The following is a 14,950-nucleotide window of genomic DNA, read 5'->3' on the forward strand; positions in this document are numbered from 1 at the left end:
CAAGCGGCGGGTGCCGTGCAGCAGCACCTGGGCCAGCAGCCCCAGCGGCCGCTGAAACGGCGTGGCTTCGGTGGCCTGCAGCACGGCCGGCTCGGGCAGCCGGTTCCAGGCGTAGCACAGGAAGTAGTAAAGCGTGGGAAGCGGTATCACGGGCAAGTAAAGGTCCAGAAGGCAAAGGTCGGTGAAGCCCGCGGCTCTTGGTGTTGCGATAGCAACAGGGCGCTAAGCAAAATTATCGTTTGGCCGAACGAAGCTGAATACGGGCAGATGACGCCCCGTCGTTCTACAGGGCCTGGGTCCGCCGCGCCCTCCGCAGGTCCTTCCGGGTGGGGGCCGAACCTTCCCGAAACTGCACTACCAAAGTCATGGGCACTTTGATAGGCTTCGCATTTTGCACCCCTGGCGAGAAGCGCAAAAGAGAGACGACGTGGGCGGCTTCGGCTTGCACCAGTGCATTGGTCACCTTTAGCCATTGCAAGCACAAAGGGGCACCCTGCTCGTCGATGAGCACTTGGAAGTAGGCTTCGCCAACGCGCTCTTTGGGGACGTGGTAAGTGAGCAGGTGTTCTTTTCCGGTAATTATTTCCGGGGGCTTTTCAAACCGAGTAACCAACGGGACGCCTCCGAACGGGTTTGCCAGCTTATACAGCGAATCGCAGTTGGCCTGGGCCTGACATGCCTCTGCACGCAGCACTGCCCATAACAAGAGTACTGTGTTTCTCATGGTGCTGGTAAAATAACGTTCGTCATTACTAAACTGCTGCTAGTGCATGCCAGGGCGTGTGGACACTAGGAATTCCTCCTAAAAAAGAACGTCCTGCTGCGCGGCCCCCTGCAGGACGTTCTTTTTTAGGAGGAATTCCTAGTGTCCACATATCCACGCCAACTCGAAAACTCATTGCTGAAGTGCAGCAGAGTTCAAGAAACTGGTTCAGTTAATTCAGTCCGGAAATCACCGCGTTGTGATGAGCAGCGTGAACACAATTCATAGTTTACGGTACTCCGATAAAGTGAGGCCAAGCAGCGCTGCATGGGCTCTACGCCAGCAGCTTGCGCAGTTGCGCGGCGGCCGTGGCGGGCTGCTCGCGCCAGTAGTCCGCCAAGAGCGGCCCTATTTCCTGTTCCAGTACCAGGCGCAGCCACGCGGCGGCATCATCGGGGGCAGGAGGCGGCTGGCAGAAATAGCTGTGACCAATCTCAAAGTCGGGCCCCAGCTCGGGGTCGTTGGCGATGTTGTGGTTGAGGCTGGCCATGCGCGCAATGAGCTGGTCCGTGAGCGCCTCTGGCACGTGGCGCTCGCAGAGAAATTGCCGTAGCGGGGCCCCAAACTGCGGCCGTAGCTCGGCAAAGGCAAAGCGGCGGCGCAGCGCATAGTCGAGCGGGCTGAGCGAGCGGTCGGCCAGGTTGAGGGTGCCGATGACGTAAAGGTTGTCGGGCACGAAGAAGCGCGACGCGTCGGGCGGGGCGTAGGGCAGGCGCAGCGCGTAGTCGGGGCCGCGCTTGTCGGCTTCCAACAGCAGTAGCAACTCGCCAAAAATCCGCGGCACGTTGCCCCGGTTCACTTCGTCAATCAGCAGGAAATAGGGCCGTGCGGGGTCCGCTGCCGCGCGTTGGCACAGCAGGGGCACCACGCCTTGCACCAGCTGGAAGCGGCCTTCGTCGCCGGGCCGGAAGCCCAGCATGAAGTCCTCGTAGCCGTAGCCGGGATGGAACTGCACCACTTCCAGCCGGTGCTCGTCCTTGGCGCCCATCAGCAGCCACGCCAGCCGCCGGGCCAGAAACGTTTTGCCGGTGCCCGGCGGCCCCTGCAACAGCAGGTTGCGCCGGCGCTGCAAGCCGGCCAGGGCGGCATCAAGCGCTGATTCCGTAATGAACAGTTCGGCCAGCGCGTCGGCGCGGGCGTAGGCCGGGGCCGCATAGGGAGCAGTGGGCTCTGCCGCTTGAGTGGGCGTTGCGGCGGGTTCGGGGGCGTCTTTGGGCAGGCCGGTGTACAGGTCCTCGGCTTGCTGGCGGGCGGTTTCGTCGCCGTCGGGGCCCGAGCCGGAGGTTAGCACCGGCCGCTTCGTGGTGATGGTGAAGTCGAGGCTTTCCAAGAGCGCGTTGGTGGGCGAGCCGGCCGGGCGGGGCCAGGAGGCGGTGGGGTCGTTGGTGGCCAGTCGGTACGCCAGTTCGGCCACGGCCCGCGGTGGATAGCGGCGGCCCCGGTACACCAGCTCGTACACCGTGCCGGGCGGCAGCGTCCGGCCTTCGCGCGCTACCTGGCGCAGGGCCCGCAGTACGTGCTCGCGGGTGAGCAAGGGCGCGGCAGCGGGAACGGGGGCAGGCGAACTAGCGGACATGGGCAGCAAGGTAGAGCCGTAACAACAAACTGGCACCGGCTAAAAATTCTGCCAGCGCCCGGACCAATACGCCATAAAACAGTGCGTCGTGCGGCGCCTGCCGAAGCTTCTGGGCCACAACACTAAAAGCAATTAGTGCAGCAACCAGGATGCTTTGGCAGGCGCCACACGACGCGCTGCGATGTTCAATGAAAACGGCTTGTGCTTACGGAGTCACCGTGAACTTGCGCGTCACGGAGTTGTAGGCCCCCGGAATGAGGGTGCCGCTGCCGTCAATCAGTTCCAGCTTCACGGTGTTTTCGCCGGCGGGCAGGCCCTCCATTTGGTAGGGCACCCAGCGGTCGAGCATGAACTCGGTGCCGTTGATGGTGGCGCGCACGCGGTTGCCGCCGGGCTCCAGGGTGGTGTTTACCAAGTAGAAGTCCAGCATGATGCGCTTGGCATCGGCTCCGGCATAGGTGTCTTTGGGGCGGCTGTAGAACAGGTTGGGGGCCTTCACGTCGATGATGGGGGAGGCGGCGGGTGCGCCGTTGCCCACGTTCACGATGCGCAGGTCGTAGGCGCCGCGGTGCTTGAGGCTTTCGTGGTAGGAGCGCGACAGGAAGGACAGGATGACGTGCTGCCCGTCGGGAATGGCTTTGCTGAAGCGGGTTTCGTAGTGCGCGGTGTAAGGCTCGTTGTCCACGATGTTGTGGATGTGCTGGCCCTTGGCCGAGTTGGCCATCATGGCCATGTGCGGGCCGCCACTCATTTTGGTGAGCTGGAAGTTCGAAATCAGGTAGTCAAACGGCACCTCGCCGGTGGGCACCGTGGCGCCGGCAATGGGGTTGCGCATCTGCAGCTGGGCCTCGGGAAACTTGGGCGAGTCGGTGAAGGGCGTCAGGCGGATGCCGTTCGACTCCATGCTTTCGCCGCTGCTGGCCGTGCCCGCTGCTTGGGTGGCCGAGCCAGCCCCGGCGCTCACGTCAGTGGCGGGCTTGCTCGTTTCGCAGCTCGCCAGCAAAGCCAGCGTCAGGGTGGTGCTGCACAGCAGCCAAATGGGACGTTTCATGTAGAAAGGGCTCAAAAAAGAGTTTAATAGGGGAAGTTTGTTTGTAATCGTAGCGTAGCGAAATTCGTATACCGGGGTCGCATACGGCGGAGCCCCGGTGTGGGGTTTTGCTTAACTTGCAGCCCTGCCCACCGTGGGGCTTAGTCGGCCTCAAAGTAAACCTAATTTTTCCATGGAAGACCAACTCCTTGACCAAATTCCCTCGCTCGACCTCGCCGACTTCCGCTCGGGCGACCCTGAGCGCAAGGCCCGTTTCGTGCAGCAGCTCGGCGAGGCCTACCAAAACATTGGCTTTGTGGCTCTCAAAAATCACGGCCTCAACGACGAGCAAACCAAGCAGCTCTACGCCGACGTGCAGTCGTTCTTCCAACTGCCCGACGACGCCAAGCAGCGCTACGAAAACCCGGAGCTGGCCGGCCAGCGCGGCTACATCAGCAAGGGCAAGGAGCACGCCAAGGGCCGCAACACCGGCGACCTGAAGGAATTCTACCACGTGGGCCAGGAAGTGGAAGAGGAAGACCCCATCAAGAACGAGTACCCCGACAACATCTGGCCCGACGAAGTGCCCAGCTTCAAGCAAAGCACCTTCATGGCCTACCGCACGCTCGAAAGCGCCGGCCAGGACGTGCTGCGCGCCATTGCCCTGTACCTGCACCTGCCCGAAAACTACTTCGACGACAAGGTGAAGCACGGCAACAGCATTCTGCGCCCCATTCACTACTTCCCCATCGAAGACCCGGACGCGGTGCCGGCCGACGCCGTGCGCGCCGCCGAACACGGCGACATCAACCTGATTACCTTGCTGATGGGCGCCAGCGCCGACGGCCTGCAGGTGAAGCGCCGCGACGGCCAGTGGATTCCCATCACGGCCCTGCCCGACCAGATTGTGGTGAACGTGGGCGACATGCTCCAGCGCCTCACCAACGGCGTGCTGAAGTCGACCATTCACCGCGTGGTGAACCCCGCCCGCGAAAAGATGAACACCTCGCGCTACAGCATCCCCTTCTTCATGCACCCGCGCTCCGAAATGAGCCTGGCCGCACTAGAGCACTGCGTGACGCCCGAAAATCCCAAGAAGGAGGCCGACATCACCGCCGGCGAGTTCCTCAACGAGCGTCTGATTGAGCTGGGCCTGAAGAAAAAATAAGCATTCCCTGCTTGGTTGAAGCATAACAAAAAATCCCTGGCGCATCGCGCCAGGGATTTTTGCTTTCGTGGCTGCCCACCATCAGGTAGTGCCGCCGCCACCGCCGCCAGAAGTCGTACCGCCTGACGTAGAACCGCCAGAAGTCGTACCGCCGGACGTAGTGCCACCTGAGGTGGTACCGCCGGTTGTGGTGGTGCCACCGGAAGTCGTACCGCCGGAAGTCGTACCGCCGGAAGTCGTACCGCCGGTTGTGGTGGTGCCACCTGAAGTAGTGCCGCCGGAAGTCGTACCACCGGAAGTCGTACCGCCAGTCGTGCCCGACGTTGTGGTTCCCCCAGAGGTAGTGCCGGCGGTAGTGCCAGCCGTCGTGCCGGTAGTAGTGCCCGACGTTGTTCCGGAAGTTGTGGTACCGGCTGTGGTGCCCGAAGTTGAGCCAGCCGTTGTGCCGGTCGTAGTGCCGCTGGTCGTACCCGAAGTAGTACCAGCCGTTGAGCTACTGGTCGTGCCAGACGTAGTCGTACCAGAAGTAGTGCCGGCGGTAGTGCCGGTAGTCGTTCCGGATGTCGTGCCTGAAGTGGTGGTGCCTGCCGTGGTGCCGGCAGTGGTACCGCTAGTGGTGCCCGAAGTGGTGGTACCGCTAGTAGTGCCGGCCGTTGTTCCGGAGGTCGAGCCGGTTGTGGTGCCCGCCGTCGTTCCAGAGGTAGTAGTGCCTGCCGTGGTCCCCGAAGTGGTGGTGCCAGCGGTAGAGCCCGATGTTGAACCGGAAGTGGTAGTACCCGAGGTCGAACCGGACGTTGTGGTGCCGGAGGTGGTGCCCGATGTGCTACCGGAGGTAGAGCCAGTAGTCGTACCAGATGTTGTGCCCGACGTACTACCACTGGTAGTGCCGGAAGTAGACCCGGAGGTGGTGCCGGGCGTGTTTTGGTCGTCGTCGTCGTCGCAGGCGTTCAGCAAAACCAATGACGAGCATAACATCGTGCCCGTCAGCAGCGAAATCCATCTGTGTTTCATAGTGGAAAGGATAAAAAGGAAAAATGTGGAAAGGAATGAGGCGTGTCCTCTCTATTGTTTACGTGGTTCGCTACCATGTATTTATCCTGAGATTGGCCCGAAAAACACGCATTTTTACCTGCGAAATTTTCGCTCAATTGACGCAATAAGGCCGAATTGACAGACGCAAAAACAAGGCATCTGCGGCCGCTAAATCGAAGAAAAGCATGGGTGAAACGGTCTGTTATGGAGGACTTACCCCAGGGCCAAAGGAGCGAGAAAAGGTGCCGCGCACTTCTCGATTTGCCTTACCTTCGGTGGTAGGTAGCTGTTCTCGCCTGTGCATCCCCTGTCAACCCCACCCACTCCGGTTTCACTCGAGCCGCCGCCGCGGCGTTCGGGCAAGCGTACCCGCCGGGTGCGGGGCATCATTTTTTTGAAGGACGTGGCCGTGTTGGCCTGCACGGCATTTGGCGGGCCCCAGGCCCACCTGGCCATGTTCTTCCGGCTGCTGGTGGAAAAACGGCGTTACATCAGCGCCGCCGAGTTGCTTGAACTGCAGGCCCTGTGCGCGTTGCTGCCGGGCCCCACTTCCACCCAAACCATCACCGTCATCGGCTTCCGGTTGGGCGGGCCCAACTTAGCCTACCTCACCCTACTGGTCTGGGTAACGCCCGCCGTGATTCTCATGACCCTGGCCGGCCTCAGCCTCAGCCACCTCGACCCGGGCCGGGTGGCGGCGCTGGTGCAGTTTGTGCAGCCCGTGGCCGTGGGGTTCGTGGCCTTTTCCGCCTACCGCATCGCCGAAAAAGTCATTCACACCAAAACCTCGGTGGCGCTGCTGGTGGCTTCGGCCATGCTGGCCTACTTCTTCCAATTGCCGTGGATGCTGCCGCTGCTGCTGCTGGCGGGCGGCGCCGTGACCACGGCGCGCTACCGCAAGCACGCCATTGTGCAGGAGAAAAAGCCCCTGCGCGTGGAGTGGGCCAATTTTGTGCTCTGGCTGGGAATCCTGCTGGGGGCCGCCGTGCTGGGCCACTACACGCGCCTGCTACCGGTGCGCTTGTTCGAGAATTTCTACCGCAACGGCTCGCTGGTGTTTGGCGGCGGGCAGGTGCTGGCCCCGCTGCTCTACGCCGAGTTCGTCGAGTTCAAGCACTACCTCACGGGGCCCGAGTTTTTGTCGGGCCTGGGGTTGGTGCAGGCCATGCCGGGGCCCAATTTTTCCATTGCGGCTTACATCGGGGCGCTGGCCATGCGGCCGGCGGGCGGCCCGGGCATGCAAGTAGCGGGTGCCCTGGTGGGCACGGCGGGCATCTTTCTGCCGGGTACGCTGCTCATCTTCTTCGTCATCCGCTTCTGGGACCGGCTGCGGCAGTACCGGGTGGTGCAGGCTTCACTAGAGGGCATCAATGCCGTGAGTGCCGGCCTGGTGTGCGCCGCCACGCTGCTGCTCTACCACCCGCTGCCCGACCGCCTGCTGGCCCTGCCTTTTCACCTCGGGCCCATCGACACGGTTTCGCTGAACCCGCTGCTGGTGGGCACCACGTTTCTGCTGCTGCTGTGGGAAAAGGTGCCCAGCGTGGCCATCGTGGGCGCGGCTCTGCTGGCGGGCGCAGTTCTGGGCTTGGGCTAGGCGCGGCCTATTTGCTCACCGACCGCGCCAGGTAAGCCGTACGCGCCTCGGCCAACTGCTCCACCAACGCGGCGCGCTGGCGCAGCAGGTCTTTGCCCACCGCGGGCATGCTCCGGAACAGGCGCAGCGCCCGCAGCCGGTCGAGCCGCGCCGAGAGGGTATTCCAGTAGCCCAAGGCATAAAACCCGGTGATGGGCAGGCTCAACAGGTAAAGCGCCGTCAGGCGCCAGTCGTGGGTGAGCCAGTGCTGCACGGCCGCCGCCTGCAGGCCATACGCCAGCGGGAACGTCAGCATGCCCACCACCAGCATGATGGGCGCCACAAACTCCGCTTCTTTGGTGGCCCGGCGGGCCACCAGCGAGGGCACGATGTAGGGCAGGTAGTTATTGAGCACGCCGTAGAGCCACACCGGTGCGCCCAGCCCCAGGTTCACAAGGCCCGCCACGGTGCCGCGCTGCTGGCCCTCCAAGGCCTCGTCGGTGAGGCGGTGCTGGCGCAGGGCCGCCAGGTAGGTGTTGAACTGCATCTGCATGGCCACGAGCCGCGTGGGGGCATTTTGCTCGAACCAGGCCAGTGCCTGCAGCAGCGTTTGGCTCAGCTGGAAGTTGTCGTAGAGCGTGTCGGGGTCTTCGTCGGGCAGGAGGTGGTCGCCAAACGTGCGCTCTACTTCTTGCACAAACACGTCCTCCGCCGCGTCCCTCGTGATGACAAGGCGGTGCTCCAGGGCCTCGCGAATGTCCGCGGTCAGGTCGTCGGCTGCGCCTTCGGGGTCGTCGGCGTAGCGGGCAGCGTAGTCGGCCACGACTATGGGCGGGCCCACGTTGAGGAGCACGTCGGAACGGAAGCGCGACGGGTCGAAGTAGTTGGCGGCAATGGGCACCACCCGCAAGCCCAACTGGAAGTTGTGGCGGGCTTCGGCCCCCAGGGCAATGCGGGCCGCCCCGGTTTTGAGGGGCCGCAGCCGGCGCTCGCTCACGCTGGTGCCCTCCGGAAATATCATGATGGTGCCGCCCCGGCCCAGGTAGTCGTAGCAGCGCCCAAAGGTGGCCTCGTTCTGGGCCTGCAGTTGCGCGGGCGTGGCGGGGCCGGCGTTGGGGTCAGCATCTTGCCGGCGGTAGATGGGAATGGAGTTGCCCGACTCCATGATGGCCCGGACGATGGGGTTCTTGAAAAACGTGCTTTTGGCCAGAAAAGCCACCGGCTGCCGGCAGTTGATGGCCACCAGCAGCGGGTCCATCAGGGTGTTGGGGTGGTTGCCGGCGAAGAGCAGCGGGCCGGGCAGGTTGAGGTGCTCCCGGTGCCGAATTTCGATGCGCCGAAAAAACACCCGCAGCGCCACCTGCACAAAGGGCTTTACAACGGTGTAGAAAAGCATGGGCCGACGGGTGGAGTTAAGAATGCTAAGGTAGGAGCGCCCAGCTTTTGCGCACCAACGGCCACAAAAAACGCCGCCGCTCCCGGAACGGAAGCGGCGGCGTGCGAACCCACTCAGAATCGGCTTAGCGCTTCTTCTTTTTGGCGGCTTTTTCTTTGGCTTTGGCTCTCTCCTCGAGCAGCTTGGCCTTGGCTTTGGCTTTGCGCTCGGCTTCTTCCTCCATCTTCTTGCGTTTGCCGGGGTACTTGGCGTCGAACACTTGAATTTTGGCGATGCTGTCGGCGGCCGCAATGGCCTGGCGGGTGGTGACGCGGCCCGACAGCGACACGTGGTCGCCCTCGTTGATTTGAGTGGTGGTGCCGTCCGTCGCCGTTACCAGGCCCGTGGTGCTGATGACCGTGCCGTTAATCAGCTTTTTATCAGCCGTCAAGGGGTTCGAAGTGCCCAGTTCGGTCAGTATCATGCGGCCTTTCACCATGGACAGGCCGTCCTTCACGCCCTCGCCGTTGGCGGAAAGACGCGGGCGCGGCGCAACGCTGCCCGGCTTGCGCGCAGGAACACGAGTTTGGGCCTGAGCTACGGCTCCGCTTAACAAGGCCAGCACGAAAAAGCAACGGAGGAAAAAGCGAGGATTCATGGAAAAATTTTATATAGGATAAATAAAAAGCTGTCTAAGCAGTAATTCAGGCAAAAGATACTAATTTTTAATCCAAACGCAAACCAGGGGTAAGCATACGAGAGCAAATGCAAGGCCAGATTCACATATGCACAAAAAATTAACTTTCGGCCGAGGCCGTCCGTTCAACAAAGCCACCGGTTTTGATGGTAAAACGTACTTGCCCTGTTCCATATTATGAGGCCCGTGCTCCTGCGCAGCAACGCCCAGCCGCGCTGCCGACGCTTTTCGTTGCAGAGCCGGACCATAACCAATTGAAAAGCGACCGGCTGCCTGCGTGAGGAAGCGAAATTCGGCGCAACGCCGTTGCTGACGCTGCGCTGCTAGCTGGTTCACTCATTCGCCAACCCCCATGGATTACAAAGACTACTACAAAACGTTGGGCGTGGACAAAACGGCCACCACCGACCAAATCAAGAAAGCCTACCGCAAGCTGGCCCGCCAGCACCACCCCGACGTGAACCCCAACGACAAGGAAGCGGAGCGGAAATTTAAGGAAATCAACGAAGCCAACGAGGTGCTGAGCGACCCCGAGAAGCGGAAAAAGTACGACCAGTTTGGGGCCGACTGGCAACGCTACCAGCAGCAACCCGGCGGCGCTGGCCGCGGCGGCCAGCCCGGCGGCGGGTTCGACTGGAGCCAGTACACGCAGGGCGGAAGCGGCGGCAGCCCGTTTGGGGAGGGCGAGGACTTTTCGGACTTCTTCGGCTCGCTGTTTGGCAGCATGGGCGGCGGGCGCGCGGGCGGCAGCCGCCCCGGCGCCGGGGCCGACTACCAGGCCGAGCTGGAGCTAACCCTCGAAGAAGCCTATCACGGCGGCCCGCGCACCATCACCGTGAACGGCAAAAACCTGCGCCTCACCATTCAGCCCGGCGTGGCCGACGGCCAGACCATCCGGCTGCGCGACCAGGGCGGGCCCGGCCGCAACGGCGGGCCCAACGGCTCGCTGCTCATCACCTTCCGCATTCAGCCCGACGCCCGCTACGTGCGCACCGGCGACGACCTGACCCAGGACGTTCCCGTAAGCATCTACAAGGCCCTGCTGGGCGGCGAACAGACCGTGGACACGCTCAGCGGGCCCGTTAAAATCAAGGTTAAGCCCGAAACCCCGAACGGCACCCGGCTGCGTCTGCGCGGCAAAGGCTTTCCCGTGTACAAGCAGCCCGGCCAATTCGGCGACCTCTACTTACGCCTCACCCTCACGCTGCCCCAGCAGCTGACCGACCGCGAAAAAGAACTGTTTCAGCAACTAGCCGCGCTCCGCCCTGCCGGGCACGGCCCAGAAGCATAACTTCCTCATTGCCATGGAAACGCACATCATCACCCTCACCTTTCAGGAATGTTCGGCGCGCTACGGGTTGGCGCCGGCGGCCGTGCACGAATTCTTGCAAGCGGGCCTGTTGCGCCCGGCGCCCGCCCCCGACACCGTCATCGTGGACGAACCCGACGACCTGTCCCGGCTGGCCCGCCTGCACCAGGAACTGGACCTCGCCCCCGAGGCCCTCGACATCATCCTGGCCATGCGCCAGCGGCTGGTGCGCCTACAGCAAGCCCTGGACCGCGAAACCTTCCGCGCCCGGCAGTTGGAGGGTTTTCTGCGCGGTGCGGGCCCATTGGAGGAGGTGTGAGGCGTCGAGTGCAAGGTGTAAAGTGCTAATTGCATTCTACTCCGCTTGGGCCGATTGAATATCTGCGAAACGAGCAATCGGTAGCAAGATGAGTAGAATGAGGAGCATTGCAGGTCGAGATTTACCTAGCATATTCGTTAGTTAAACGCCCGACCGCGGATTTGCACTGCTTTTAGCCTCTCCGCGCGGGACACTCTCCGCGCAGCGCTTTGGCGTTTACGAAACTCATCTACTTCGCCCGTTTCGTAAACTTTGATTCGTAGACGGGTTTCTTAAACTCATTTCGAACTCTATGGGCTAGGTGACCACTTATTGGTGAACTGGTTCCTCCCGTTCACGAAAGGGAGCGTATGTTTAGCAGCCTGCCATTTCCAGCTAGGCGCACTCGCCCGGGCTATCGTCATGCTGCTGAAGTCGTTCCCATTCGTGATTTTTTGTGGCCTCGCAGCCGGTTGGCCTCGTGCCTATGGGCAGGCGACGGATAATCGGGCGTACTCCGACCCCGACGAAATGCGGCCCTTGGTGCGGACGTCTGTTACCCGGGCCGCACACCAGGCCCTTTCTTCCTCCGAGCAGGCGGTGCTTTGTCGCAAAGGCCGGGGCTTCATCTCGTTCAGATGCCAAGTGGACGGTTCCGGGCGCATCGAGGCCATTACCGCGGTCCAGCTGTACCAAGCCGCGAAGCAAGTGCCCGCGCCGATGCTGGCCAAGCTGCAGGAACGGGTCCGCCGCGACGTCCTTTTCCATGTGCCCGCGGTGGATAGGCCGCCGAACATGGGGAAGTGGAGAAGGTCCTCGGTTATTATCCCGCTTGCCGTATTCTGCAAGTGATGCGCCTAGCTCTCCTCGGTTTGCACAAACGGTCCTAAAAAGATGACGGGGAGTGGCTGCCCTCTGCCCTGGTCCTAGCGCCTCTCCATCGGGACGCACCGTTGAGGGAAGTCAGGTGCCCGACTCAGGCGTGTGCAACCAGAAGCCGACCAGGCCCGAGAGCGCGGAGAGCGCCAGCACGGTGGTGAGGAAGGCCCCCATACCCATCAAGAAGCTCAGCCCGGCCACGCCGCCGAGAACGCCCGCGCTGACCAGGCCGCCCCGGCGGGACGTGCGCGTGAGCAACATTTTAAGCAGCCAGAGGTAAAGCAGCAGCAGGGGGATGCCCAGAACCCACAGAGCCATCGTGATGTGAGCGGTTTCATTCAGAAACAGGCTGCAGAAGCACATGGGGGCAGAGATGGGGGAGAGCAAGATTGCGCGTTACCAAGATAGGCATGCGGTCGCTGTTCTCTGCCTCCAGTTCACGTTAAAGGTCCGAAGGTAAACCTGCTTTCAGTGGCGCTATTCTTTTAAATAAGCCAAAAACCCATCGACGGTGTGTTGAATGTCTTCTTGGCACCTTTCGTACTCGGGGCATAGTGCGGGGTGTTGTTGCACCTCGTCCCACTTGGCTTGGATGGCCTGCAGGTCGTCGGCGTCGAACTCGAATACCTGGTTGTCCAATATGCCCATAGCCCCCATTTTGACTTCGGCGTTGCCGTAGAATAGCAGGTCAAAGAGCGGGACCAACAGCTGCGAACAATCCAAAGGCTCCAGGGCCCAGACCAGGGTCCCGCGATGGTTTACGTTCGCCGGGGTGAAAATGGCGTGCAGCAGGGGCTCGCGGGCCCGGTTGTCTGCCAAGTCGTGCAAGGCAATGCCCGCGCGGTTTCGCAGCAGCACGTCCGTGCCCGGCAGAAAGGAAACGAAAAAGGCCAGGACCTCCGTGTCCCCCAGGCGGACGAGTTCATCCAGGGCTGGTTCTGCGATGGCCCAGTCAGAGGAGATAAAGTTGGCTTTCAGGGAGGCGATGTCCACGGCTAAGTTCGCGTTGGGCAGGAAGTACGACTGGTTTACCCGAAGGGTCCGAAGGTAAACGGGTAACTTAATGTCTGGTGAGCCTCGTTCACAGTTCCTCAAACGCCGCCGTCGCTAGCCCGTTAGCAGGCAGGCAGCGTTGTAACCACGCTAGGACTGCTGGCGCCTGTTCTCCCGGGGCAGTGTGCAAGAGCACGTACAGCTTCTGGGGAGACAAGTAAAGCAAAAAGTCTTCTTCCCACGCAGGCGGCACCCCAGCCGCATAGGCGTAATGCAAGACGTGGGTTTGCCCATCCTGCTCGGTGCGAAGCAACGGCCAGGTGGGGGGCTGTTGTAAGTCCGCGAGCAGGCGCTCGAGTGAGAAGGAATCCAGTGGTGGCGTAAAGGATGATTCGTACTCATGACCCATGACCAAAGCTACTTCCTTCCGCTCGATTCGTTCACTTGAACGGTAGTGGCTGTTGCAGAAGTCGGCTTAGGCGGTTCATTTTCTGTTTAGTGGCCAGGCGCGTGCCGGGGCTAGTGCCTCGGAGCGTCGATTTGGCCGGCTAGCGCGCCTATTGGCCGCCAGCAGCGGCCGGGGCAGGGCCACGGCCAGGCTCAGTTGCCGAGTAGGCCGGTGCTTCAGGAGCTTTTTGATGTAGGCCACGGCCGTGAGCAGCATCGTTTTGTGGGCCCCGGCCAGGCCGCGCACGTTCATCCGCCGCAGGCCGTAGTGGTGAATCAGGTTACCGAACACGGGCTCCACGGTGCTTTGCCGGACCCGTCGCATGCGCTGGCCCTGGCGGCTCTGCTGGCGCTGCCACGCCCGGCGGTACGGGGCGTCGTAGAGCGTGCGGGTCAGTTGCTTGCGCTTGGCCCCGGGCACGCAGGTCGGCTTGAAAGGGCACTGCTGGCAGTCCTGGCAGTCGGCCCAGTAGAGTTTGAGCCAGTGGCCGTCGGCCGCGGTGTCGTATTTGCGAAACGGCAGGACCTTGCCCGCCGCGCAGGTGTACGCATCCGTCAAAGCGTCGTAGGTAAAGCCGGCTATCACGGCCTTGTACTGGCCAAACACGGGTATCCAGGCCGTGATGCGCTGCGCTTCCAGCAGGGCGTAGTTCGCGCCGTTGGCGTAGCCAGCGTCCGCCAGCAGTTCGCGCAGGGGCAAGCCGTTGGCTCGTAAGCGGCGTTGCAGGCCGGTGAGCAGCCGGGGCAAGTGCAGGCTATCGCGACTATCGGCGAAATCGGCCTGCACGTGGCGGATGACGCCCTTCGCCGTGTCGACCGCCAGGCGGCAGAGGTAGTTGAGCGCCCGCGCTTTGCCGGGCTTGAGGGAAATGCGGGCGTCGGGGTCGGTGGGGCTGTAGTGGGTCTTGTTGCTGAAGAGCCGCGCCTGGGGGTGCCGGGAGCCGGGCACGCTGGAGTGGGCGACAAGCCGGGCCTGGCGGGCGGCCAGATTCCGCAGTTGGTGGGCCGGGGCTCTCACCAGCGACGCGGCTGGGGCCGTAGCGTCCGGCCCGTCCGTGGCCACAAACGGGCCGCGCGTGCCCCCTTGTTGCTTTTCGCGCACCGCCTCCAGCGAGGCATTGGCCTTGACCGGAGCCGAGTCGACGGCCTGCGTGTCGCCGGCCACCAAGCCGCGGGCCACGCACGGGGCAAAGACGTGGTCGAACAGGCGCTCAAAGACGGCGGCCGGAAACAGCGGGCGGGTGCGGCGCACGGTCGAGTGCCACGGCAGCTCCTCGTCCACCTCGTAGCCCAGAAAGAAGAGGATGTCCGCGCAGGGCGCAGTGCTCGACCAGGCGGCGGTCGCGGACCAAATTTTCCAGCCGGCCCACGAGCACGAGCTGGAAAAACACGACCGGGTCGAGCGAGGGCTGCCCGGTGTGGCTGTAGAGTGCCCGCGTCTCTTCGTAAAGAAACGACCAGTCGACCAACTCGGCCAGCCGCCGGTACAGATTGTGGGGCCGCACCCGCTCGCTGAGCCGAAAGCGGACGACCTCCTGGTCGAGAAACAGCTTCTTGCCTTGCATCTTCCCTTTACGAACCCGGGTTCTGCAACAGCCACGGTAGTTCTACTCAACGCCCAATTGCCAGAGCTACACGGGGCGCCGACCTTTGCCGTCTCGTGATACCACTTCCCACGCTTTACTACTTCCTGTGCTACGCCTGGAACCGGCTGCCCGAGCCGGCCGTGCTGCAGGCCACCGAAGCCACGCCGTTTCAGCGGCCGCTGGGGCTGCTGGCCCAGGTGCTGCTGCACGGCACCCGCCGCTTG

General features: G+C 62.6%; 15 protein-coding genes. 5 read left to right on the forward strand and 10 right to left on the reverse strand.

Features of this window, described 5'->3' with window-relative positions:
- Window positions 1-283: 283 nt before the first annotated feature.
- The 3 genes from VF629_RS24845 to VF629_RS24855 all read right to left on the reverse strand — a co-directional run bounded on the left by VF629_RS24845 (window position 284) and on the right by VF629_RS24855 (window position 3,390).
- Window positions 284-724: a hypothetical protein gene (locus tag VF629_RS24845; protein WP_331061216.1), complete on the reverse strand. Its 441-nt coding sequence runs from the start codon at window positions 722-724 to the stop codon at window positions 284-286.
- A gap of 313 nt (window positions 725-1,037) precedes the next feature.
- Window positions 1,038-2,339, reverse strand: a complete 1,302-nt coding sequence (locus VF629_RS24850) for an AAA family ATPase (RefSeq protein WP_331061217.1) — start codon at window positions 2,337-2,339, stop codon at window positions 1,038-1,040.
- 205 nt (window positions 2,340-2,544) lie between these two features.
- Window positions 2,545-3,390: a hypothetical protein gene (locus VF629_RS24855; protein ID WP_331061218.1), complete on the reverse strand. Its 846-nt coding sequence runs from the start codon at window positions 3,388-3,390 to the stop codon at window positions 2,545-2,547.
- A 172-nt stretch (window positions 3,391-3,562) separates the two neighbouring features.
- Between VF629_RS24855 and VF629_RS24860 the strand changes: the two genes are divergently transcribed.
- Window positions 3,563-4,537 carry an isopenicillin N synthase family dioxygenase gene (locus VF629_RS24860; RefSeq protein WP_331061219.1) on the forward strand — a complete coding sequence of 325 codons (975 nt, stop codon included), beginning with the start codon at window positions 3,563-3,565 and terminating at the stop codon, window positions 4,535-4,537.
- 81 nt (window positions 4,538-4,618) lie between these two features.
- Here VF629_RS24860 and VF629_RS24865 read toward each other — a convergent pair whose 3' ends face one another.
- Complete coding sequence (locus VF629_RS24865; protein WP_331061220.1) at window positions 4,619-5,548, reverse strand: hypothetical protein; 930 nt, start codon at window positions 5,546-5,548, stop codon at window positions 4,619-4,621.
- A 319-nt stretch (window positions 5,549-5,867) separates the two neighbouring features.
- On the opposite strand from VF629_RS24865, the gene chrA reads away from it, so the two are divergent.
- Window positions 5,868-7,163 carry a chromate efflux transporter gene (gene chrA, locus VF629_RS24870; RefSeq protein ID WP_414653934.1) on the forward strand — a complete coding sequence of 432 codons (1,296 nt, stop codon included), beginning with the start codon at window positions 5,868-5,870 and terminating at the stop codon, window positions 7,161-7,163.
- Between the two features lie 7 nt (window positions 7,164-7,170).
- Here chrA and VF629_RS24875 read toward each other — a convergent pair whose 3' ends face one another.
- Window positions 7,171-8,538: a lysophospholipid acyltransferase family protein gene (locus VF629_RS24875; protein ID WP_331061221.1), complete on the reverse strand. Its 1,368-nt coding sequence runs from the start codon at window positions 8,536-8,538 to the stop codon at window positions 7,171-7,173.
- 124 nt (window positions 8,539-8,662) lie between these two features.
- Entirely contained in the window at window positions 8,663-9,175 is a 513-nt protein-coding gene (locus VF629_RS24880; protein WP_331061222.1) for a DUF6799 domain-containing protein, read from the reverse strand.
- Between the two features lie 391 nt (window positions 9,176-9,566).
- Between VF629_RS24880 and VF629_RS24885 the strand changes: the two genes are divergently transcribed.
- The 3 genes from VF629_RS24885 to VF629_RS24895 all read left to right on the forward strand — a co-directional run bounded on the left by VF629_RS24885 (window position 9,567) and on the right by VF629_RS24895 (window position 11,673).
- The gene (locus tag VF629_RS24885) at window positions 9,567-10,505 is read left to right on the forward strand and encodes a J domain-containing protein (protein ID WP_331061223.1); all 939 of its coding nucleotides are present in this window, start codon (window positions 9,567-9,569) and stop codon (window positions 10,503-10,505) included.
- Window positions 10,506-10,518: 13 nt separating this feature from the next.
- Entirely contained in the window at window positions 10,519-10,842 is a 324-nt protein-coding gene (locus tag VF629_RS24890) for a chaperone modulator CbpM (RefSeq protein WP_331061224.1), read from the forward strand.
- Between the two features lie 402 nt (window positions 10,843-11,244).
- Window positions 11,245-11,673 (forward strand): hypothetical protein, encoded by a 429-nt coding sequence (locus tag VF629_RS24895; protein ID WP_331061225.1) that lies wholly within the window; start codon window positions 11,245-11,247, stop codon window positions 11,671-11,673.
- Between the two features lie 111 nt (window positions 11,674-11,784).
- Here VF629_RS24895 and VF629_RS24900 read toward each other — a convergent pair whose 3' ends face one another.
- The 4 genes from VF629_RS24900 to VF629_RS24915 form a co-directional block, all read right to left on the reverse strand.
- Window positions 11,785-12,063, reverse strand: coding sequence for a hypothetical protein (locus VF629_RS24900; RefSeq protein WP_331061226.1), 279 nt, complete (start codon window positions 12,061-12,063; stop codon window positions 11,785-11,787).
- Window positions 12,064-12,177: 114 nt separating this feature from the next.
- Entirely contained in the window at window positions 12,178-12,693 is a 516-nt protein-coding gene (locus VF629_RS24905) for a hypothetical protein (RefSeq protein ID WP_331061227.1), read from the reverse strand.
- A gap of 484 nt (window positions 12,694-13,177) precedes the next feature.
- Window positions 13,178-14,422: a transposase gene (locus tag VF629_RS24910; protein ID WP_331061228.1), complete on the reverse strand. Its 1,245-nt coding sequence runs from the start codon at window positions 14,420-14,422 to the stop codon at window positions 13,178-13,180.
- Window positions 14,352-14,705, reverse strand: a complete 354-nt coding sequence (locus tag VF629_RS24915) for a hypothetical protein (RefSeq protein ID WP_331061229.1) — start codon at window positions 14,703-14,705, stop codon at window positions 14,352-14,354. Before VF629_RS24915 ends, VF629_RS24910 begins: the two co-directional genes overlap by 71 nt.
- Window positions 14,706-14,950 lie beyond the last annotated feature (245 nt).

This window comes from Hymenobacter sp. (assembly GCF_036388155.1).
In the GTDB taxonomy this organism is placed as follows: Bacteria; Bacteroidota; Bacteroidia; order Cytophagales; family Hymenobacteraceae; genus Hymenobacter.